21 protein-coding genes are annotated in these 21,883 nt (G+C 57.5%); 12 read left to right on the forward strand and 9 right to left on the reverse strand.

Translation table 11 applies throughout. From position 1 onward, the window contains the following. The first annotated feature begins 176 nt into the window (after positions 1 to 176). The 4 genes from AC6I8P_RS09450 to AC6I8P_RS09465 all read left to right on the forward strand — a co-directional run bounded on the left by AC6I8P_RS09450 (position 177) and on the right by AC6I8P_RS09465 (position 3,199). Positions 177 to 908 (forward strand): YoaK family protein, encoded by a 732-nt coding sequence (locus tag AC6I8P_RS09450; RefSeq protein ID WP_262255660.1) that lies wholly within the window; start codon positions 177 to 179, stop codon positions 906 to 908. Positions 909 to 1,054: 146 nt separating this feature from the next. Next, positions 1,055 to 1,609, forward strand: coding sequence for a type IV toxin-antitoxin system AbiEi family antitoxin (gene abiEi, locus AC6I8P_RS09455; RefSeq protein ID WP_021506034.1), 555 nt, complete (start codon positions 1,055 to 1,057; stop codon positions 1,607 to 1,609). Beyond that, positions 1,584 to 2,501: a nucleotidyl transferase AbiEii/AbiGii toxin family protein gene (locus AC6I8P_RS09460; RefSeq protein WP_498031142.1), complete on the forward strand. Its 918-nt coding sequence runs from the start codon at positions 1,584 to 1,586 to the stop codon at positions 2,499 to 2,501. Before abiEi ends, AC6I8P_RS09460 begins: the two co-directional genes overlap by 26 nt. Before the next feature lie 182 nt (positions 2,502 to 2,683). Further along, the gene (locus tag AC6I8P_RS09465; protein WP_058758650.1) at positions 2,684 to 3,199 is read left to right on the forward strand and encodes a phenolic acid decarboxylase; all 516 of its coding nucleotides are present in this window, start codon (positions 2,684 to 2,686) and stop codon (positions 3,197 to 3,199) included. A gap of 791 nt (positions 3,200 to 3,990) precedes the next feature. Here the strand turns inward: AC6I8P_RS09465 and AC6I8P_RS09470 are convergent. Beyond that, entirely contained in the window at positions 3,991 to 4,434 is a 444-nt protein-coding gene (locus tag AC6I8P_RS09470; RefSeq protein WP_481657629.1) for an NUDIX hydrolase, read from the reverse strand. A gap of 322 nt (positions 4,435 to 4,756) precedes the next feature. On the opposite strand from AC6I8P_RS09470, the gene AC6I8P_RS09475 reads away from it, so the two are divergent. Continuing rightward, positions 4,757 to 5,512: an SDR family oxidoreductase gene (locus AC6I8P_RS09475; RefSeq protein ID WP_481657630.1), complete on the forward strand. Its 756-nt coding sequence runs from the start codon at positions 4,757 to 4,759 to the stop codon at positions 5,510 to 5,512. Between the two features lie 40 nt (positions 5,513 to 5,552). Here AC6I8P_RS09475 and AC6I8P_RS09480 read toward each other — a convergent pair whose 3' ends face one another. Continuing rightward, positions 5,553 to 6,386: a LysR family transcriptional regulator gene (locus AC6I8P_RS09480; RefSeq protein WP_498031143.1), complete on the reverse strand. Its 834-nt coding sequence runs from the start codon at positions 6,384 to 6,386 to the stop codon at positions 5,553 to 5,555. Between the two features lie 109 nt (positions 6,387 to 6,495). On the opposite strand from AC6I8P_RS09480, the gene AC6I8P_RS09485 reads away from it, so the two are divergent. Then, positions 6,496 to 7,230 carry an SDR family oxidoreductase gene (locus AC6I8P_RS09485; RefSeq protein ID WP_498031144.1) on the forward strand — a complete coding sequence of 245 codons (735 nt, stop codon included), beginning with the start codon at positions 6,496 to 6,498 and terminating at the stop codon, positions 7,228 to 7,230. Between the two features lie 3 nt (positions 7,231 to 7,233). Here AC6I8P_RS09485 and yeiL read toward each other — a convergent pair whose 3' ends face one another. After that, positions 7,234 to 7,926 carry a transcriptional regulator YeiL gene (gene yeiL, locus AC6I8P_RS09490; protein WP_104186657.1) on the reverse strand — a complete coding sequence of 231 codons (693 nt, stop codon included), beginning with the start codon at positions 7,924 to 7,926 and terminating at the stop codon, positions 7,234 to 7,236. Positions 7,927 to 8,061: 135 nt separating this feature from the next. Between yeiL and rihB the strand changes: the two genes are divergently transcribed. Both rihB and AC6I8P_RS09500 read left to right on the forward strand, forming a co-directional pair. Then, positions 8,062 to 8,994 (forward strand): ribosylpyrimidine nucleosidase, encoded by a 933-nt coding sequence (gene rihB, locus AC6I8P_RS09495; RefSeq protein ID WP_058758552.1) that lies wholly within the window; start codon positions 8,062 to 8,064, stop codon positions 8,992 to 8,994. A gap of 83 nt (positions 8,995 to 9,077) precedes the next feature. Beyond that, the gene (locus AC6I8P_RS09500) at positions 9,078 to 10,328 is read left to right on the forward strand and encodes a NupC/NupG family nucleoside CNT transporter (RefSeq protein ID WP_498031162.1); all 1,251 of its coding nucleotides are present in this window, start codon (positions 9,078 to 9,080) and stop codon (positions 10,326 to 10,328) included. A gap of 15 nt (positions 10,329 to 10,343) precedes the next feature. Here the strand turns inward: AC6I8P_RS09500 and AC6I8P_RS09505 are convergent, their stop codons facing one another. The 5 genes from AC6I8P_RS09505 to AC6I8P_RS09525 form a co-directional block, all read right to left on the reverse strand. Further along, the gene (locus AC6I8P_RS09505; protein WP_021506045.1) at positions 10,344 to 11,207 is read right to left on the reverse strand and encodes a DeoR/GlpR family DNA-binding transcription regulator; all 864 of its coding nucleotides are present in this window, start codon (positions 11,205 to 11,207) and stop codon (positions 10,344 to 10,346) included. Between the two features lie 128 nt (positions 11,208 to 11,335). Beyond that, positions 11,336 to 12,283: a D-ribose ABC transporter substrate-binding protein gene (locus AC6I8P_RS09510; protein ID WP_058758551.1), complete on the reverse strand. Its 948-nt coding sequence runs from the start codon at positions 12,281 to 12,283 to the stop codon at positions 11,336 to 11,338. 74 nt (positions 12,284 to 12,357) lie between these two features. Next, the gene (locus AC6I8P_RS09515) at positions 12,358 to 13,413 is read right to left on the reverse strand and encodes an ABC transporter permease (protein ID WP_058758647.1); all 1,056 of its coding nucleotides are present in this window, start codon (positions 13,411 to 13,413) and stop codon (positions 12,358 to 12,360) included. A 22-nt stretch (positions 13,414 to 13,435) separates the two neighbouring features. Then, positions 13,436 to 14,974: a sugar ABC transporter ATP-binding protein gene (locus AC6I8P_RS09520; RefSeq protein ID WP_058780568.1), complete on the reverse strand. Its 1,539-nt coding sequence runs from the start codon at positions 14,972 to 14,974 to the stop codon at positions 13,436 to 13,438. Then, complete coding sequence (locus AC6I8P_RS09525) at positions 14,971 to 15,624, reverse strand: DUF2291 domain-containing protein (RefSeq protein WP_058758549.1); 654 nt, start codon at positions 15,622 to 15,624, stop codon at positions 14,971 to 14,973. Before AC6I8P_RS09525 ends, AC6I8P_RS09520 begins: the two co-directional genes overlap by 4 nt. 432 nt (positions 15,625 to 16,056) lie before the next feature. On the opposite strand from AC6I8P_RS09525, the gene AC6I8P_RS09530 reads away from it, so the two are divergent. From AC6I8P_RS09530 to AC6I8P_RS09545, 4 genes are all read left to right on the forward strand, one after another. Then, positions 16,057 to 17,613: an FGGY-family carbohydrate kinase gene (locus tag AC6I8P_RS09530; protein ID WP_498031145.1), complete on the forward strand. Its 1,557-nt coding sequence runs from the start codon at positions 16,057 to 16,059 to the stop codon at positions 17,611 to 17,613. 3 nt (positions 17,614 to 17,616) lie between these two features. Further along, positions 17,617 to 19,146 (forward strand): glycerol-3-phosphate dehydrogenase, encoded by a 1,530-nt coding sequence (locus tag AC6I8P_RS09535; protein WP_498031146.1) that lies wholly within the window; start codon positions 17,617 to 17,619, stop codon positions 19,144 to 19,146. 10 nt (positions 19,147 to 19,156) lie between these two features. Beyond that, entirely contained in the window at positions 19,157 to 20,092 is a 936-nt protein-coding gene (locus tag AC6I8P_RS09540) for a sugar phosphate isomerase/epimerase family protein (RefSeq protein ID WP_058769794.1), read from the forward strand. A 62-nt stretch (positions 20,093 to 20,154) separates the two neighbouring features. Then, on the forward strand, positions 20,155 to 21,111 hold the full coding sequence (locus AC6I8P_RS09545; RefSeq protein ID WP_059008814.1) for a sugar-binding transcriptional regulator: 957 nt from the start codon (positions 20,155 to 20,157) through the stop codon (positions 21,109 to 21,111). A gap of 6 nt (positions 21,112 to 21,117) precedes the next feature. Here the strand turns inward: AC6I8P_RS09545 and AC6I8P_RS09550 are convergent, their stop codons facing one another. Then, positions 21,118 to 21,858 carry a DeoR/GlpR family DNA-binding transcription regulator gene (locus AC6I8P_RS09550; RefSeq protein WP_058769793.1) on the reverse strand — a complete coding sequence of 247 codons (741 nt, stop codon included), beginning with the start codon at positions 21,856 to 21,858 and terminating at the stop codon, positions 21,118 to 21,120. Positions 21,859 to 21,883 lie beyond the last annotated feature (25 nt).

Consider the following 21,883-nt stretch of genomic DNA (forward strand, 5'->3'; position numbering starts at 1 on the left):
CCAACATTCCGCTGACGTGGAAATGACAAAAAAATGACAGCGACACGATGTGGCAGCGGAGGATTTAAAAGTAATAAAAGCAGAGGATTAGCCGTGAGTCGGAGCATAGCCGCTATGCTTGATAAGGATGAGACCCGACCAACCCGAGAATCTCTCAAAGGAGTGCTGAATAGATTATGCTGTTGCGCAAGAAGAAAATCCGCTCTCACAGCGAAGACCGCCTGCTGGCGTTAACGCTGGCCACCACGGCCGGTATCCTTAACGCCATGGCATTTGGCGCATTTGGCTTTTTCCCTTCCCATATGACCGGCAATACCTCGCAAATTTCGGCAGAGGTAAATGGTTCTGACCTGCACGATCTGCTGTTTCTGGCCGTGCTGATTTTTGCTTTTGTCTGCGGTGCCATGCTGGCGCGTTTGACGGTAGCTTACGGCCTGAAGCGGAATCTGCGCACCATTTACTGTCTGGTGCTGCTGGCCGAGGGTATTTTCCTTCTGCTGACCTCCCTGGTAGAAATTCTGTGGTATTCCGAACGAAACAACGGCGAAATTCTGGTTACGCTGAGTCTGCTGATGGGCATCCATAACTCAACCTCAACCCAGCTTTCCTCCGGTCGCGTTCGCTCCACGCACGTGACCGGCACACTGACCGACGCCGGCATCGCGCTGGGATCCTGGCTGCGCGCATCCTTCAGTCAAAGCGAGGCCGCCAATCGCGATGGCCACCGAACCGTGCTTTTTACTCATTTGGTCACTATCTTCTCGTTTCTTTCCGGCTGCGTTGTCGGTTATCTGCTGTTCAGGCACCTTGGATTTGAAGCGATGGCGGGGTTAGGCATTGTGCTGGCGCTGATCGCCGTCGGTGGCATCGCCAGAACCCTGCATTTAACCGGCATGCGATTTTGGTAACACCGACCGAAAGTTATCCGATTTGAAGCCGATGGAGTAAGTGCACATGAACACTACTTATTGCTGGTATTCATGTGCACTTGAAAGTGCAGGGCAAATCATGTACACATGAATACTCTATAAATGTGGTTTTCCCGTAGACTTATATGAACAAAATGACGGCAATCGAGCGGCTTAACGCGTTTGACAGGCAGGGGCGCTATGTCTTTGCTGTTCGTGATTTAGCCAAAGTCTTTTATGACGACAGTGACAAGGCTTTCAACGCTGGCCTGAACCGTCTGGTGAAGGACGGCATCCTGCAGCGCGCCAGCCGTGGCGTCTATGTTTACGCCTATGCGAGAAGTAAAGACGCTTACACGCTGGAAAGAATCGTACAGACGTTGCGCAGAGGAGAATACAGCTACCTGAGCCTGGAATCGGCGTTATCGGCTTACGGGGTAATTTCACAAATCCCGATGGGGCGTCTTACCGTTATGACCACGGGCCGTTCTGAAGAACACATTACGCCTTATGGCGTGATCGAATTCACGCATACCAAACGATCGCCTGAACAAATTTTGCAGGACACCATTTTGGGCGAGTCACCTTTGCGCCTGGCAACTAAAAAAGCCGCACTGCGCGATTTACGTCGGGTGGGGCGTAATACGCATCTGATTGATGAGGCGGAAACGAACGATGAATCAGAAAGTCAGTTTCACTGAACTGGTCGCTAAGGCCATGGCTTCAGCGCAACTCGAGGGTATGCGTAACGTAGTGGAAAAAGAGCTTTTACACTACGATATCCTTTACTGTCTGGATAAAGCGGGTCTGCTGCAAAATCTGACGTTTCAGGGCGGTACCTCTTTGCGGCTATGTTATGACGGCAATCGATTTAGCGAGGACCTGGATTTCGCCGGCGGCATCAACTTTTCCGGTGCAGATTTAAAAAACATGAAGGTCTGTATCGAAGACTATCTCGGCACGCATTACGGTTTAGAAGTTACGGTCAAAGAGCCGGCAGAACTTCGCCGCCAGCCCGGCTATGAAGAGATTAGGGTCGATAAATGGCAGGTCTCCGTGACGACAGCACCCGAAAAACGCGATATGCCTAAGCAACCCATCAAAGTCGAAGTTGCTAATATTCCCGCTTACAGTCGCAAACCGTTGCCGCTGAGCCGCAATTATCCGGTGTTGCCGGATGGCTACAGCGATACGCTGGTAATGTGTGAAAGTCTCGACGAAATCATGAGTGATAAGCTTATTTCCCTGGTTTCGACCACCAAATATCTTCGTTACCGCGATGTCTGGGATTTACCCTGGCTGATGCAGCAAGGCGCTGCGTATGATGTAGGCTGGATTCGGCAAAAAATCGAGGATTACCGGATTCCTGACTATGAAAAGTTATTAAAACAGCGACTGGCTGGTATCGAAAACATCGTCAAAGACGGACGTTTTTACAACGAAATGCGCCGTTTTATACCCCAGCAGGTATTTGCCAGAACGCTGGGGCGTGCAGAATTTACCGATTACATCGCCGAACGTTTGACCTCGCTGTTGCAAAGATTGCAGCGAGATTTAGCAGGAAAACGGCCCGATGACGCCTTCAGAATGTAACAGCGACAGTTGGCCCGGCGTGCAGAGGAGATAAAAGAGCAGGGGGACGGGCGCTGTCAAGCCGGCTGCACGCTCAGGAAGCGGATTTTTTTGTTAATTTGCCGTCTGGTTTTCTCACAGGCGCTATAACTTACTATTCCTGCTTCAACAAACTGCTGATGAGGTGAACAATGGATAACACCATGATAACGGATGAATTTTCCAAAGATTTGTCTGCGTTTGTCGGGACGCATTTCGTTTATACCTATGATAATGGCTGGAAATATGAGTGGTACGCGCGCAACGCGACAACCTGTGATTATCGTATCCATCAGGGATTGGTTGGTGGCCGTTGGGTGACCAATCAAAGCATGAATGCGGTGCAGTTCGCACCGGGCATTTATAAAGTCGACTGGCACGAGCCGACCGGCACCTGCGTCAGTCTGCTGTTTGATATCAACCGCAAGGTGATTCACGGCACCATCTTTTTCCCGCAGTGGATTGCCGGCGAAGGACAGCATCCGGAAAAAACCATCTGCTATCAGAATGAATTTATCGAAGATATGCATCGTTTCCGTGATGAAGGGCCAGCGTATCCGTACGTGGTGATTCCTGAGTTTGCCAAAGTGACCTACATGAAGAATGAAGGTCCGGATAATGATGCCGTAATCAATATGCCGCCGGGACAAATGCCGGAAGATTATTTTAAAGATAAATGAGTGTGGCAATCCGCTGACGGCGCCGGGTTCGGTCGCCATGAATGGCGCCCCTGCGATTGTGCAGTGCGGAGTGGCATTGCAGGGTGCGCATTGATGCGCACCTGGATGAAATCGCGATATTCAGCAAACAGACCGATCGCGCTACGTGAAATCTGACAAAAGCGCTGAGGGATAACCGGGAAGTTTTCACGTAGCGTTGTCATGCTGGATGAGCTGATGAGCTAAAGACATGGAAAGCCACCGGGCGAAGCTAACCGGGTATTCAGTTGTAGGGTGCGCATTGATGCGCACCAGGATATCGCCATGGTGTCGCGTGATTCGTTGTCATTGTGGATGAGCGAAAGAGATAGCTGAAGCTAACCGGGCAGTCTGTTGTAGGGTGCGCATTGATGCGCACCAGGATAACGCCGTGGTGTCCATCAAACAGACCGGTGGGATAGGTGGAATGCGTTGTAGGCCTGGTAAGAGGCGTGAAGGGCGAAACTGAAGGATTGAGATACGTGATCAGATATCTTATTTAACATAATATACATTATGCGCCATTTGATTACAGGGGCAAAGCTGATCTGATCGCTGTGAGCTAAGCTGACCAGGCCGCTTTAGGCTACCTGCTGAAAATCCTGAAATACCTGTATAAATTCTGCAAGCATTGCCGTGAGTTCATGCTTCAAACTTTGCTTCCCTGAGCTTGTGTCGGCTCCACTGAACATACTCTGATCACCTGCAATAAGATTCCATTTGAAAGCGGCAATGATAGATTCATACGCTCAACGCTATGACACGTCGCGTAATTAATCCGGCAATGTGCAGAGATCAGCAATATTTGTTGGATAAACGACGTCGCGAGTGTTTCGCAGCTCAGTAAGATCCCACCAGTGATAACTATCAATGACTGACTTTTCATTTTCAGTCCAACCACTGGTACAGATATCTTCATCTCCAACTTTAATTAAATAAAATCGTTCATTTGCCAAAACCACCTCACCGCTGGGAAGCGTCATTTCAAAAATGCGCTTAGTTAACGGCTGACCCACATCATCGACATAAATGCCTGTTTCTTCTCTGAGTTCTCTGATGGCTGCCTGTTCAAAAGTCTCTTCCGGTTCAACGCCTCCACCGGGTGTGGCCCAGTATTCTCTGCCTGACAGGGCATTATTTTTATGCTTAAACCAGAATAATAAAACCTGATTAAGAGGATTTATAATAAGCAAACGAGCCGAATCGCGGGTGCGCACTTTATAATTCCTTTATGATTTTTAATACAAATCAGCATAACTGATCATGGTCAGAAAACGAAACGCCACAGTCTGCAGGAACAGGACGACAGGATAGACATCCCTCCCCGGCTCGCTATATAGTAAGCGCGCATCTCACTTCTGACTTGCCGTAGGCGTTACCGTCATCCAACGCGCCCTGAACCGGAATGGGCCTCTGCGCAGAGGAAAACCGGAACAGCGCCACGGCATCGTTCACGCTTTCTACGCATCCTGTTTCACGGGATCGCTAGCAGTGCATCACTGCACGTGGCCTTTCATTCTCTGACTGACAAGGCACACTATGAAACTGACCAACAACACCCTGCTCATCACCGGCGCAACCAGCGGTATTGGCCGCCGGCTGGCCGAGGTTTTTCACGATCGCGGTAACCGCGTCATTATCACCGGCAGACGTCAGGCGCTGCTCGATGAGATCACCGCCCAGCGTCCGGCCATTACCGGCTTTGCTCTGGACGTCAACGATGCCACCGCCATCGCCCGCTGTTCCGCGGCGATTCACGCGCAGTTTCCGCATATCAACGTGCTGATCACCAACGCCGGTATCTCGCAGCCGGAAACGGTGACGGCAGACGAATGGACCAGTGATATTGCTGAGCAGATCGTGATGACCAACATTCTCGGTGTGATTCGCGTCACCGCCGCGTTTTTGCCGCTGCTGCGCCGTCAGCAGCAGGCCACGCTGATGGCAACCAGTTCCGCGCTGGCCTTCATGCCGCTGGCCAGTTTTCCCACCTACTGCGCCAGCAAAGCCTTTCTGCATTCCTGGCTGGTTTCGCTGCGTCATCAACTGCGTAATACCCCGGTCGAGGTGCTGGAAATGCTGCCGCCATATCTACAGACGGCGCTGACCGGTAATCAACAGCTCAGCGATCCCCGCGCCATGCCGCTGGACGACTATATCGCGCAGATTCTGCAGATGCTGGAAAATGGCCCGGTCGCGCGCGGCGAACTGCTGCTGGAGCGTGACCATGCGCGGCGCTGGGCCGAACGCGACGGCAATTTTGACGCCATATTTGACATGATGAACCCGCGCTAATCCGCTTTGATCCGATGCGCCTGGCAGCGCACCGGATCTATCATAACGTTCGCAAAGAAACGCCGTGGCTGAAGTATGCCAGCACCCGTTCTACCGCTGGATTGGCCTGCGCCTGAACCGCATAGCAAATGCCGACACGCCGCATCAGCGGCTGACCGGGTAAAGCGCGCCAGGCCAGGCGATGCCGCGCGGCAACCAGCGGCGCCGGCGCAATGGTGACGCCAAAGCCGACTTCCGCCAGATCCAGCGCCAGCGCGTAGCTGCCGGCGTTGGCCGCGGCCGCACCCGCACCGTAAAACGGCAGCAGCCGCTGATGCGACTCATCAGTCGGCACCATCACCCACGGCAGCGGATGCAACTGGTCATGGGTCAGCGTCTCCAGCTGACTTAGCGCATGACTGGCGGGATACGCCAGCACGTAGTGCTCTTCAAACAGCGGCATAAACAGCTCGTCTTCGCAGCGCAGGCTTTCACACGCCAGCCGGATATCGCCCACGCAGCCGGGCTCGACGCTAAGCAGCACCGTGGGAAAATGTTGCCGGATGGCCGTCAGCAGTTGCCCCAGCTGGGCGGGTGCGACATCCCCTTCGACGCCAATCTTCAGCGGCAGGCAATCCGACGGCTGCCGAAAGCGTGTCACCAGCGCCTGCATATCGCTGAGCATCTTGCGCGCCTGCGGATAAAGGACGCGAGCGTCCTCCGTGACCTCCACGCCACGCGGCCTGCGGATAAACAGCGTGGTGGCCAGCTCCTCTTCCAGCAGTTTGATCGTGGCCGAGAGCGCGGGCTGCGTCAGGTTGAGTAACTGTGCGGCGCGCGTGATGTTGCGCTCCTCAAACACGCAGATAAAAGCTTTTAGCTGTCGCTTATCCATAGAAAATCATTATACCGGCGAAAGAAATAAACCATTTTTCACCAATCGCTGCGCGATTTAAAGTGCACGCCTCAGCTTCGCCATTAATTTTATCTATGAGGAAGTCATTATGACGCAGAATGTTAAACCCTTAATCGTCATCACCGGTGCCAGCTCCGGTATCGGTCTTGCCACGGCGAAACTGCTTTCGGCGCGTGGACATGCCCTGCTGCTGCTGGCTCGCCGTATCGATCGTATGACGGCACTGAACCTGCCCAACGCCCTGTGCCGCGCGGTTGATGTGACCGATCGCCACGCATTTACCACCGCAGTGCATGATGCTGAGCAGCAGTTTGGCCCGGTCGATGCGCTGATTAACAATGCGGGCGTGATGCTGCTCGGCGCGATTGAACAACAGGATGCCGGCGAATGGGATAAGATGTTCGACGTCAACGTGAAAGGCCTGCTCAATGGCGTGCAGGCGGTCACCGCAGGCATGATTGACCGCAAAAGGGGCACGATCATTAATATCAGCTCAGTGGCCGGACGGAAGACGTTTCCTAATCACACAGTGTATGTTGGCACTAAATTCGCTGTGCATGGCATGTCAGAGAACCTGCGCGAAGAGCTGTCGCCGCACAATGTACGCGTGATCGTTATCGCGCCGGGCGCAGTTGAAACCGAGCTGTTGAGTCACACCACCAGCGAAGCAATCAAGGACGGTAATCACGCGTGGAAAGCCGAAATGGGCGGCAAGGTGCTCAGCGCAGACGACGTGGCCAGCGCCATCGATTACGCCTATTCGCAGCCGCAGTCGGTTTGCGTGCGGGAAATCGTGCTGGCGGCCACCCGCCAGGGCGCATAAACCTCAGTGACCCGGCAGCGCTGCGCCGGGCTCCATCTCTTCGGCTAAGGCCATCAGCGCCGCGCGGTTAGCGATCGCATACCCCCCCTGCTGCTTACGCAGCACCCCTTCTGCGCTGAACTGCGCAAACACATACAGCAGGTGGCGATAAGTCACGCCAAGGTACTCCGCTACCTGCGTATGCTTCTCTTTATATACACCATCATGCTGGGTTAGCAAGATAAAGGCCGCCAGCCGGTTAACCAGCGGAAACGCCTGATTACGCGTTGAGGTGACAATATTGCGGAAATTCTTTTTCACCAGGCCGAGACAGGCGTGGCGCAGGAACTGTGCATCATTTAACAATAGCGTGCGGCAGGTTTTCACCGGCAGCGCCAGGCACCAGCAGGCTTCAATCGCCTGCACCGCGCGTGAAGCATGCGTTTCATCCAGCACTTCAATCTCGCCAATAAAACAGGGCGCATTAAAGAAATCCACCAGCGAAATACGGCCATTGGCCAGCGTGACATACAGTTTGGTGCGACCGCGCGCCAGATAAAACATATACGCCGGCAGAGCCCCCTCGCGCACAATATAGTCCCCGGCAAGAATATGAAATAAATGTGTGTGCGGTATCACATCGGCTGAAAATTTATCGCAATAGCCGGACGCCATTATTAACTGCTGCTTCAGCGCGTCATTATTTATTTCTTTCATCATTCATTGTCCACTATGAGATTTCTCATACTCTGGCGTGTCACGCCGCTGCTAAGGTGAAGGCCTCTACCCTACCGCACCGGAAAATTTCTGCAATGAAATTAAGGTGATAATAAAGAAGCTGAGGAGTAAACCATGACAGCACGTAAAATTATTCTGGACTGTGATCCCGGTCATGATGATGCCATCGCCATCATGCTGGCCGCGAAACATCCTTCGATAGAACTGCTCGGCATCAGTATCGTGGCGGGCAATCAAATTCTGGACAAAACGCTGGTTAATGGCCTGAACGTTTGCCAGACGCTGAATATTGACACGCCAGTTTATGCCGGCATGCCGCAGCCGATTATGCGCCAGCAGATCGTCGCCGATAATATTCACGGCGAAACCGGTCTTGACGGCCCGGTGTTCGGCCCGCTGACGCGTAAAGCGGAAACAAAGCACGCGGTGAACTTTATTATCGATACGCTGATGAACAGCGACGGGGATATCACGCTGGTGCCGGTCGGCCCGCTCACTAATATTGCGGTAGCGATGCGCATGCAGCCGAAAATCATTCCTAAAATCCGTGAAATCGTGCTGATGGGCGGCGCTTACGGCACCGGTAATTTTACCCCGTCGGCGGAGTTCAATATTTTTGCCGACCCGGAAGCCGCGCGCGTGGTATTTACCGCCGGCGCCCCGCTGGTGATGATGGGCCTCGACTTAACGCACCAGACGGTGTGCACGCCGGACATTATAACCCGCATGGAAAAGGCCGGCGGCCCGGCCGGAAAGCTGTTCAGCGATATGATGAATTTTACGCTGAAAACCCAGCACGACAATTACGGTCTGGCAGGCGGCCCGGTGCATGACGCCACCTGTGTCGCCTATCTGATCAATCCGGACGCCTTCAACGTTCAGCCGATGTTTGTCGAAATCGATGTCAACAGCGGTCCCTGCTATGGCCGCACGGTGTGTGATGCGCTGGGCGTGCTGGGGAAACCGGCAAACACCAAAGTGGGCATCACGCTGGATACCGCCTGGTTCTGGGATTTAGTCGAAGACTGCGTACGCAGGTACCGCTAATCATTTAACCCCACAATATGGGCAGAAAGTGGTCGCCCATACCGCTATGCAACCTCACCAGGCTGATATCAGGAAATATCATGATGGATATAATGAGAAGTGTTCTGGGTATGGTGGTATTACTGGCGATCGCGTTTCTGCTGTCAGTAAATAAAAAGCACATCAGTCTGCGCACCACCGGTGCCGCGTTACTGATTCAGATTGCCCTCGGCGGCGCGATCCTTTATTTGCCGCCGGGCAAATGGCTGGCGGAAAAAGTCGCCAGCGGCGTGCATCAGGCGCTGGCTTACAGTGATGCGGGCAGCGCGTTTCTATTTGGCGCGCTGGCCGGACCGCAAATGGACAAGGTGTTTAACGGCGCCGGCTTTGTGTTTGCTTTTCACGTTCTGCCGGCCATCATCTTTATCACCGCGCTGGTTAGCGTGCTCTACTATATTGGCGTGATGGGCGCCATCATTCGCCTGTTGGGCGGCATCTTTCAGCGCGCGCTCAATATCAGTAAGATCGAATCCTTCGTGGCGGTCACCACCATTTTCCTCGGCCAGAATGAGATCCCGGCCATCGTCAAACCCTTCGTCAACCGTCTCAATCGCAACGAACTGTTCACCGCCATCTGCAGCGGCATGGCTTCAATAGCCGGTTCCACTATGCTCGGCTATGCCGGGCTGGGGGTACCGATTGAATATCTGCTGGCCGCCTCGCTGATGGCCATTCCTGGCGGCATTCTGTTCGCCCGGCTGCTCAGTCCGGCAACGGAAGCGTCGCAGGTGACTTTTACCAACCTGTCGTTTAGCGACACGCCGGCACGCAGCCTGATTGAAGCCGCCGCCAGCGGAGCGATTACCGGGATGAAAATAGCCGCCGGTCTGGCGACGGTGGTGATGGCGTTTGTCGGTATCATCGCGATGCTCAACGGCATACTTGGCGGCATCGGCGGCTGGTTGGGTCACGGCGACATCAGCCTGCAGGGAATACTCGGCTTCGCGCTGGCCCCGCTGGCGTGGCTGATGGGCGTGGCGTGGCACGATGCGGCGCTGGCGGGCAGCCTGATAGGTCAGAAACTGGTGGTGAACGAGTTTGTCGCCTACATCAGCTTTTCACCTTATCTGCATCAGGCGGGCGCGCTCGACGGCAAAACCATCGCCATCGTCTCGTTCGCCCTGTGCGGCTTTGCTAACTTTGGTTCGATTGGCGTGGTGGTCGGCGCCTTTTCTGCCGTCGCACCGGAGCGCACCCCGGAAATCGCGCGGCTGGGCCTGCGCGCGCTGATCGCCGCAACGCTCTCCAATCTGATGAGCGCCACCATTGCCGGCTTCTTCATCGGCCTTGGCTAACGCGCAAACCGGGCATTACGCCTCAGTGCGTCCCTGCCCGGTTTTCATCGGTGCCACCACCACATTCACCCCGAGCTCCTGCAGGCGACGCAGCACCGGCACCGGCGTGCCCTGATTAACGATCACCACATCAAACTCACTCAGGTGGGCAAAGCGATGCAGCGCGCGCCGCTCAAACTTGGTGTTATCCATCATCAGGATGCGCTTCTGCGCCGCCTCGAACATCGCGCGCTTGGTCTCCACCGTCTCGGCCGACTGGTGAAACACCGCATCATCAATAATCGCCGACATGCTGACAAAAAACACATCGGCGCGCAGGCTGGCGATTTCGTCTCGCGTCATGCGCCCCATAAAGGCGTTACACCAGTGATGAAACTGGCCGCCGAGACCCATCAGAGTAATATCGCGTCCGTTACGTAATTCATTCATTAACGTCAGCGAGTTGGTGATCACCGTGAGCGGCGCTTTGGCCGGCAGCAGCCGCGCCATCTGCAGCACGGTAGTAGAATCATCCAGAAACAGCGCCTGGCCGGGTTCAAGGTAGCCAGCGGCCACTTCGGCAATTGCCTGCTTCTCTTCCAGCTGGCGCGTGGCACGGTAGAGATCGCTGGATTCCACCAGGCTGGTTGGTGTGGCAGAGACCACGCCGCGTGATTTATGCAGCAGCCCGCGCTCGACCATCTCATCAATATCGCGATGGGCGGTCATCAGGCTGATCCCGAAGCGCTCAGTAATATCTTCGATACGCACCGCGCCTTCGGCCATCACGGCTTCGGCTATGAGCTGGCGTCGTGCCAGCTGACGCGCCTGACGGCTGTCGCCCGGTAAGGTTTCATTCAGGAAGTGACCAGCGGAGGTCTCTTGCGGGTTATGCGCCATGTTTCGTCCGGAAAGTGAAGCGGAAATGCAGTTTCGGCTTTGATTACAGCGCGTAAACGTTTCTTTTGCAAATCAGGCGCGCAGCAGCTAACCGATGACGGCCAGAATGCCGCCATCGGTAATCTGACTTACTGCTTCAGGACAAACGGCGAAACGAAATCACCGGCGTTGTCTTTGGTGATCAGGATACAGTCAAACAGCTGCTTCTCCTGTGCTACCCCGGTTTTGCCGGTTTTGAGGAAGGTGTCCGCCTGCTCTACCGCCTTCTGCGCAAACTGCGCCACCGGCTGCATCACGGTATAGGCCAGCGTACCGGCTTTAACCGCGTCGACCGCATCCGGTGAACCGTCAAACCCGCCCACTTTGACCTGGCTGAGTTTGCCGGCTTCCTTCAGGGCGGCGATAGCACCCAGCGCCATCTCATCGTTACCGCTGATCACCCCTTTGATGTTCGGATTAGCCTGCAGCAGCGACTGCATTTTATTGAAGCCCTGGGTGCGATCCCAGTTCGCCACTTCCTGGCCGACTTTCTTCAGCGTCGGGTACTGAGACAGCACGGTATCGAAACCGTTGGCGCGCGTGGCGGCGTTGTTATCCGACGGCGGTCCCACCAGCTCGACATAGCTGGCGCTGTCACCCACCTGCTTCACCCACTCCATCGCGCCTACTGCCGCGCCCTGTGCGTTATTCGACACCAGCTGCGCTTTAGCCAGCCCGCTCTGGTTCAGTTCGGCATTGATCACGAACACCGGAATATTGGCGGCAATCGCTTTCTTTACCGAGCCAATCGAGCCGTCGGCGTTAGCCGGATCGAGAATGATCGCCTTCGATTTATTAGTGATCGCCGTATCAATCAGCTGGCTTTCGGTGTTGGTATCCCCTTTGTGCGCGCTGACTTTGGCACTGTAGCCCAGCTTCTCCGCCGCCTTCTGCGCGACCTGGCCCTCAGTCAGCCAGTAAGGGTTGGAGGGATCGTTGACGATGATGGTCATCAGGCCGTTGTTGGCCCAGCTGGGTAAGGCAAAGGTGGAGATGGCCATCGCGGCGGCGGCGATAAACAGACGTTTAGTGAACATAGGTGCTCCGTTATTATTAGGGTACAGGTTTGTTTTACGGTTACTCGCGCGCCAGCCTGCCAGCGCGCACAGGGTTAGCGACCGCGCCGGCCGTATTGCAGGGTGTTGAGCAATACCGCCAGCACAATCACGGCGCCAGTGAACACCGTCTGCCAGTAGGCAGAAACGCCGATAATCACTAAGCCATCAGAGAGAAAGCCAATCACGAACGCGCCCAGCAGCGTGCCGCGCACGTTACCGCGTCCTCCGGTCAGCGCCGCACCGCCAATCACCACCGCAGCAATGGCGGTCAGCTCGTAGGTGGTGCCCGCGGTCGGACCGGCGGAGGTCAGCTGCGAAGAGAGCACCAGCCCGGCCATCGCCGCACAGATACCCGACAGCACGTAGACGCTGATCTTGATGCGTTTCACTGGCACGCCGGAGAGATCGGCGGCGCGCTCGTTACCGCCCGAGGCATACAGCCAGCGGCCAAACGCCGAGCGACTCAACAGGAAACCGCAGGCCAGCGCCACTGCGCCGAGCACCAGCACGCCGACCGGGATGTTGAACAGGCGGTTGAAACCGAGCCAGTCGAAACCGGTATTGCCCAGCGCTTCGCTGCCGGAGAGTTTGTTGTAGGTCAGACCGTTGGTGATCAGCAGCGCGATACCGCGCGCCACATACATGGTGCCGAGCGTGGCAACAAACGCCGGGACGCGAAAAATCGCAATCAGCACGCCGTTGACCAGCCCTACCAGCGCACCCAGCACCAGCGTCAGAATTGCCACCGCCCATACCGGCAGATAGAGCACCACGCCCAGCGCTTCAAGATTGATGCCCTGCATCATAAAGCCGGCCATCACGCCGGCCAGTCCCAGCGTCGAGCCGACTGACAAATCAATCCCGCCGTTAAGGATCACCAGCAGCATGCCGATCGCCGGCAAACCGAAAATGGCCACATGCGATGCCATGGTGAGGAAGTTCGCGCCGGTAAAGTAGTTGGGCGATAGCAGGGAGAAAGTGGCGATAATCACCAGCAGCGCGATAAAGGCACGCCCTTCCAGCAGCAGCCGCGCCAGATTGAGGCGCTTGCCGCTGGCCGGTTTCGCCACCCGCGGTGCGCTATCCAGCGTTTGGGTTCTGTCAGTCATACCGTTTGCTCCGTTTTTCATGTCATGCCACCAGAGACTCGCCCGAAGCGGCCATAATGCGTTCTTTGCTCACGCTGGCGTCGAAGATGGCCGAGATGCGCCCTTTGCTCATCACCACGATGCGGTGCGCGATACTCAGGCACTCGCCCACTTCTGAGGTGGTGTAAACCACCGCCAGCCCTTTGCTGGCATTCTCCGCCAGCAGACGAAACACCTCGGCTTTGGCACCGATATCGATGCCGCGGCTCGGTTCATCCAGCAGAATCACTTTGGGTCGGGTGGCGAGCATTTTGCCGATCACCACCTTTTGCTGATTGCCGCCGGACAGGGAACCGATAGCCGCCTCACCGCCGGCAGTCTTGACCGTCACGTTACGAATGCTGTCACTAATCAGCTGTTTCTCCCGTCGCGTTGACAGCACCAGCCCGCGCACAAACTCGCTGATGCTGGCCAGCGACAGGTTTTCGCCCACCGTCATGGTCTGCACCAGCCCGTCGCGCTGGCGATCCTCCGGCACCAGCGCCAGCCCCATTTTGATGCGCTGCGACAGCGACAGCGCGGAGATCTCGGTATCCTGCAGCAGGATGTGCCCGCTACTCTGCTTCAGCCGTCCGGCGAGACACTCCAGCAGCTCGGTGCGCCCCGCGCCCATCAGGCCATAAATGCAGACAATCTCACCGGCCTGCACCGTCAGCGACAGCTGATCCACCAGCCGGATGCCGGTTTTGCTTTTCACGGTTAACGCCTGCACCGTCAGCGCGTCACCGCCGAAGGCATAGCCGCCGGGCGGTGAACCGAGGTCGAAGTGCTCGCCCACCATATTGCGCACGATCCACTCCAGATCGATCTCGTCGCGCCGGGCGTAGGCAGTCATTACGCCGTCACGCAGCACCACTGCGCGATCGGTGATCTCCAGTGCTTCCTCCAGATGGTGTGAGATATACACAATCGCCACGCCCTGACTGGTCAGATCGCGGATGACCTGGAACAGCACCGCCACTTCCGCCGCGCTGAGCGCCGAGGTCGGTTCATCCATGATCAGGATTTGTGAATTCACCGACAGCGCACGGGCGATTTCCACAATCTGCTGCTGCCCGAGACGCAGGTTCTCCACCGGCGTCAGCGGATCAATATCCTCCTCCAGCGCCGCCATCAGATGGCGGGTCAGCCGCGCCTCTTCGGCGTAATCCACCCCGCCGGGCCGCATGATTTCGCGCCCCATAAAAATGTTGTCGCGCACGTTCATGTTGGGCGCGAGATTCAGCTCCTGATGAATAATCGAGATACCACAGTCGCGCGCCTCGGTGGCCGAACGGAACACCTTTGCTTCGCCGTTTAACAGAATTTCCCCGGATGTTGGCGTAATCACGCCAGAAAGAATTTTCATCAGCGTCGATTTACCGGCGCCGTTTTCACCAAACAGCGTGGTAACTTCGCCGCGGCGGATTTCAAAATTGACGCCTTTCAGCGCATGGGTGGAGCCATATACTTTGCTGACGTTGCGCGCCTGCAGAATCACTTCTCCTTTCAGCAGCGCCGGGTTGACGTTGAACGGTTTCATTGCACCTCCACGCGCACCGGCGTAATCAGCCAGTTGGTCGGACTGAGCAGACGGAACACGCCGACCACCTGCACGGTTTTGCCCGGCAGCGCGTCGCGGTCCAGTTTCTCCAGCACCGCCACTTTCATGGCGCGGTTAATCGCCGCCCCGGCGTTCTGGTATTCGATCTGATTAGTAAAATCACCAAACTGAATTTTGCCGCTGGCATCACGCAGATCGGTGCCGGTGATCGCCGGGCCGGTTTGCAACCTCAACTGCGTGCCCGCTGGCAGACCGGCGACCTGTAACGGGAAGACACCCATTTGCCCCGGCTGCACCACGCCCTGCAGTTTGACCGGCAGCACCGGCAGCGGCGAGCCGACACCGTATCTGGCCACCGCCTGCTGCCGATCGCTGTTCAGTGCGGCCGCCAGCGTGGCGGCATCCACCGCGCGCGCTTCGACATCCTGCTGGATGCCGGGAAAGGTTTTCTGCCCGTAGCTGTCTGCGGAGAAGCCCTGCTGACGCGCGTCGTCCGCCGAACCGATGCGCACCACTTTGGTATCCAGCGCCATGGCAGCCACCAGCGCCACGATCACCACGCCGCTGAGCGTGTAGCGCCGCCGACGTTTGCGTGCCAGCTGCTGCGTTAAGATTGAGACCTCGGACATAACGTGACCTCTCAGGATGCACAGCGACGATATTCATCGCCGTGCAATGTTATAAATGTGATAACTTGTGTGATGAGAATTGTGCTGTTGTGACTAAATTGTCAACAGGTGGCGCGCAATTTTTCGCACAGCGCGATCTGGATCGCTTATTTGCCCGCGATCACCCTTAATTCGTTTAAAAACCTCTTTAATACAATCATTAAAAACCTTTCACAGTATTCAGGCGCATCCGCAACTCATACTGATTTTGTGATCGAACTCGCCATCCGGAGTGAAATTTATTATTTTTTGAGAAAAATAATACATCAGATATGTTATCTCCATGAGAAGTGGTGTAAGACAGTATTTAGCAAAATCATCACAGCTCATTAACAAGGCTGCGGATAAACCAAACAGGGGTTCCCGCACCGGGAGCAGCGAACGGAGGTGTATGTGGAGAGTGGCGATATCATTCTGGGTCTGGATTCCGGCACCTCGGTGGTTAAAGCGGTGGCGTTTGATCTGGAAGGTAACCAGCTGGCGTGCGCGTCGGCGCGCAATCGCTATTACCGCAGCGCAGGCGGTGCCGCCCAGCAGTCAATGACGCAAACCTGGCAGGATGCGGTCAGTGCGATTCACAAGCTCGGCGATCGGGTGGAGAATCTGGCGGCGCGCGTGGTGGCCGTGGCGGTGACCGCCCAGGGCGATGGCAGCTGGCTGGTCGGTGCTGATAATCAGCCGGTGGATGATGCGTGGATCTGGCTGGATGCCCGTGCCGCCGCCACGGTGGAAAAACTCAATCAGCAGCCGCTGGCCGCCGCACGCTTTCAGGCCACCGGCACCGGTCTTAACACCTGCCAGCAGGGTGCGCAGCTGGCGCACATGGACCAGCACTATCCCGAACTGCTGGCGCGCGCCGAAGTGGCGCTGCATTGCAAGGACTGGCTCTATCTCAATCTGACCGGCGTGCGCGCCACCGACCCGTCTGAAGCCAGCTTTACCTTTGGCAACTATCGCCACCAGCGCTACGACGATACGGTGATTGACGCGCTGGGGCTTAACCACCGGCGCCACCTGCTGCCGGAGATCATCGACGGCACGCAAATCACCCATGGCCTCACCGCTGACGCCGCCCGGCAAACCGGCCTGCTGGCTGGCACGCCGGTGTGTCTCGGCTATGTCGATATGGCGATGACCGCGCTCGGTGCCGGGGTGCACACCGGTGAAGCCAATACCGCCTGTTCGATTGTCGGCTCAACCGGCGTGCATCTGCGCAGCGTCACCATTGACGAGGTATGGCTCAACCCGGCGCAAACCGGCTACGTGATCCCGCTGCCCTGGCCAGGTTATGTCACTCAGGTGCAAACCAACATGGCCTCCACGCTCAATCTCGACTGGTTGCTGAACGTGGCCAGCGATCTGCTGAGCAGCTTTGGCTGTGAAACCGATCATGCGCGGCTGGTGCAGCAGATCGATCGCTGGCTCAACGACGCGCAGCCGGGCACCCTGCTGTTCCATCCTTACATTTCGCTGGCCGGTGAACGCGGACCGTTTGTTAACGCCGACGCGCGCGCCAGTTTCACCGGCCTCAACTATCAGCACAACTTTGGCGACCTGGTGCGCGGCGTGATTGAAGGCATCGGCATGGCAGCTCGCGACTGTTATCAGGCGATGGGCGCCACGCTGCCGGGAGAAATTCGCCTTACCGGCGGTGCGGTGCGATCGCAGCCGCTCAGGCAAATCCTTGCCGCCTGCATCGGCGCGCCGGTGCGCATCAGCCAGCGCGAGGAAGCCGGCGCAGCGGGTGCGGCCATGATGGCGGCGGTGGCGATTGGCGCGTATCCGGACATGGCGCAGTGCGTTGAACGCTGGGTGCGTCCGCTGCTGGACGACGCCGAAGCACCGTCGCCTGCGCTGATGCAGCGCTACCAGCAGCTGTTCCCCCAGTATCAGCAGATCCGCCGCGATCTTCCTGCCGCCTGGCAGGTATTAAACAGTTTTAAGGAGTAACGCATGAGTGACAACACGTTGGATCTGTTTGTGATCGGCGGTGGCATTAACGGTGCCGGTATCGCGCGCGATGCCGCCGGGCGCGGGCTGTCGGTGATGATGTGTGAAAAGGACGATCTTGCCGCAGGCACCTCCTCGCGCTCCGGTAAACTGGTGCACGGCGGCCTGCGCTATCTGGAGTACTACGAATTCCGCCTGGTGCGCGAGGCGCTAATTGAACGCGAGGTGCTGCTGAACGCGGCGCCGCACATTATCTGGCCGATGCGCTTTGTGCTGCCGCACAGCCCGTCCGATCGTCCGGCGTGGCTGGTGCGGCTGGGGCTATTTCTGTATGACCACCTTGGCGGACGCAAAAAACTGCCGGGCACGCGCGTGCTCGATCTGACGCGCGATCCTGAAGGCGCGCCGCTGCTGGACAGCTACCAGAAAGGCTTTGAGTATTCCGATTGCTGGGTGGACGATGCCCGGCTGGTGACGCTCAATGCGCTGGATGCCGCCGAGCGCGGCGCCACCATTCTGCCGCGCACCCGCTGCGTGTCAGCGCAGCGTCTGCCGGGCAAATGGCAGATTATCCTGCAGGATCAGGCCAGCGGCGCGCAGCGCACGGTGTTCGCCCGCGCGCTGGTGAATGCCGCCGGGCCGTGGGTGCTGGATATCGTCAATCAGGTTAGCCACACGCAAAGCCAGCGCAGCGTGCGGCTGGTGAAAGGCTCGCACCTCATCGTGCCGAAATTCTGGGAGGGCCAGCAGGCCTATCTGGTGCAAAACACCGACAAGCGGGTGATTTTTATCAATCCTTATGAAGGTGATAAAGCGTTAATCGGCACCACCGACATTCCCTGGCAGGGCAAAGCGGAAGATGTCAGTGCGGATGATAGTGAGCAGCAGTACCTGATCAACGTGGTGAATCGCTACTTCAAGGTTAAGCTGCGCGCCAGCGATGTGATTACCCGCTTCTCCGGCGTACGGCCGCTGTTTGACGACGGTAAAGGCAATCCCTCGGCGGTGACGCGGGATTATGTGTTCGACCTGGATAATCAACAGGATGCGCCGCTGCTGCACGTGTTCGGCGGCAAAATTACCACGTTCCGCAAGCTGGCCGAGCATGCGCTGCAACAGCTGGCGCCGTTTTTCCCCAACATGGGCGCGGACTGGACGCGCAGCGCCACGCTGCCGGGCGGCGAGATCGCCCATGCCGATTTTGACAGCTTCCTGGAGGAGATCAAAACGCGCTGGCCGTGGCTACCGCAGCCGCTGCGCAAGCACTATGCGCGACTGTACGGTGCGCGTATGAGCACGCTGCTGGGCACCGCCGTTTCGCTGAGCGATCTCGGTGAGCATTTTGGCGGCCAGCTGTATGAGGCCGAGGTGCGCTACCTGGTGCAGTACGAATGGGCGCAGCAGCCGGAAGACATTCTCTGGCGTCGCACCAAACATCAGCTGCACCTGAGCGCTGCACAGCGCACCGCGTTCAGCCAGTGGTTCGAACAGACTTTCCACCCTGCCGCGCCGCTGCGCGCCCACGCTGGCTGAGAGGTGCCGCATGCCATTAACGCTTTCGCTGAATACCAATCCGCTGGTGAACCGCTTCGCCGATCCCGGCGATTTAATTCACACCGTGGCTCAGCAGATCCGCATCCGCGATCTGCAGCTGACGCATGAGTTTATCAATCCCGGCTGGCCTGCTGCCACGCTCACCCACATGACGCGCCGCATGCAGCAGGCGCTGCGTGCCACCGGCGTGCGCGTCACCTCCGGCATGACCGGCCCGTATGGCCGCCTCAACCATTTTGGTCATCCGGATGCGGCGGTACGTCGCTACTACATTGACTGGTTCAAGACCTTTGCCGACATCACCGCGGAACTGGGCGGCGTCGCGGTGGGCTCGCAGTTTGCCATCTTCACTCAACGGGATTTTAACGATGCGGCGCGGCGTGAAGCGCTGATTGCCATCGCCATTGACTGCTGGGCGGAAGTGGCGGAACACGCCAAAGCGGCCGGTCTGCATTACCTTTTCTGGGAACCAATGAGCGTCGGGCGCGAATTTGGCGAAACCATTCCCGCCTGTATGGCGCTGCAACAGCGGCTGAGCGCGGCACAGTTTGCCCTGCCGATGTGGATGATGGCGGATATCGATCATGGCGATGTCACCTCTGACGATCCGCGTGACTACGATCCTTACGCGTGGGCTGAAGCGGTGCCGCGCTTTTCGCCCATCATCCATATAAAGCAGAGCATGATGGATAAAGGCGGGCACAGGCCCTTTACATTGCAGTACAATGCCGGCGGTCGCATTCAGCCGCAGCCGCTGCTTGAGGCGCTGGCGCGCGGCGGCGCGCAGGATAACGAGATTTGCCTCGAGCTAAGCTTCAAAGAGCGCGAACCCACCGACAGCAATGTGGTGGCGGAGATTGCCGAAAGCGTGGCGTTCTGGGCCGACCATATTGATACCGGGGTGCAGGATTTGCATCTCGCGTGAGCATGCCGTGCTGAGGGCTTTCGTCAGCCCGCAGCACCCCTCAACCAGACAGGGACAACCCGATGAAATCCGCACCGACTTCCGCTGAACGCGATGACTCTCTGGCCCTGCGGGCGGCCTGGCTGCACTATGTTGGCGGCCTGACGCAGGCTGAAGTAGCCAAACGGCTCGGCCTGCCGTCGGTGAAAACCCATCGGCTGATTGCGCGCATGGTGGCCGAAGGCGCGGTGAAAGTCACCATCGACGGCGCGATTGTCGCCTGCGTGACGCTGGAAGAGCAGTTGCGCAGCCGCTACGGCCTGAACTTTTGTCAGGTGGCACCCGATCTCGGTGAAGAAGGCCTGCCGGTGCGCGCGCTGGGCATGGCCGGTGCCGACTATTTGCGTAATCTGCTGGCCTCCACGCCGGCAATCACGCTGGGTCTCGGCCATGGCCGGACGCTGTCGGCAGCGATTCACCAGCTGGCACGTATCGACGCGCCGCACCTGCGCTTTGTCTCCCTGCTCGGCTGTCTGACGCGCAACTACGCGCTCAATCCGCATGACGTGATGCATCGCATCGCCGAAAAAACCGGTGCGCAGGCCTACATGATGCCGGTACCGTTTTTTGCCAACACCGAAGAGGATCGCGATGTGCTGCTGGCGCAGCGTGGTGTCAGCGAAGTATTTAGCATGGCCGCGCACAGTGAAGTGAAGCTGGTGGGCATTGGCACCGTGGAACCAGCCGCCCAGCTGGTGGAAGCCGGGATGATCGATGCAGCCGAGATCCGCGCCCTGTCGGAAGCCGGTGCGGTGGGCGAACTGCTGGGGCACTTTTTCGCTGCCGACGGGCAGATGATTCACAACTCGCTGACGGCACGCACGCTGTCGGTGCCGCTGGATCTGGCGCAGCGCGCAGAGATCGTGGCGCTGACCGGCGGACCGAGCAAAGTGGCGGCGATCCGCGCGGTGCTGGCCAGCGGACTCGTCACCGGTTTGATCACCGACGAGCTGACCGCGCAGGCGCTACTCAGCGCATGAATCAGGTTAAACCAGACTGAGCTGCAGCGACTGCGCACGCAGCTGCTGCTGCCAGCCTGCGGCGAGTTCCGCGTCGGTGATCACCTGCTTAAACGGCTGTAGCGGCGCCAGCGCATAGGGATGAATCTGACCAAATTTGGAGGAGTCGGTGAGCGCGACGGTGTGCGTCGGTTTTTCCATGATGGCGTTCACCACATCGCAGCGCAGCATGTCGCGGCTGGTGAAACCGGTCGCCTCATCCCAGCCGTCAATGCCAATAAACGCCTTATGGAAGTTGAGGTGCTGAATGCACAGCCGCGTTAACGGCCCGACTACCGACTCACTGCTTTTCTGAAACAGCCCGCCGAGGATAATCACATCGCCGCCCTGCTCACGCAGCAGTCCGGCGATGTAATGGCTGACGGTGATGATGGTGATGTCCTGCCGATGGCTGAGCTCTCGCGCCAGCAGCGCATTGGTGCTGCCGCCTTCAATAAACACCGTTTCGCCGGGGTTAACCAGCCCGGCGGCGTACTCCGCCAGGCGTTTTTTCACCGCAAAGCGGGTTTGCATGCGCGCGCCTACGTCATCACTTTCCGGTGCCACGGCGGAACCGTGCACGCGGCGCAGAAAGCCGCCCTTCTCCAGCAGGTTCAAATCCTGACGCACCGTCACCTCCGAAACGCCGGTGGTTTGCGCCAGTTCATTGACGCTGACGCTGCCGCGCTCGCTGACCAGTTGAATAATGTGCTGATGACGTGCGTTCATAGAGCCTGCTGTAAAAAAGTTTTTG

This window comes from gamma proteobacterium symbiont of Lampromicra miyakona, assembly GCF_059730895.1.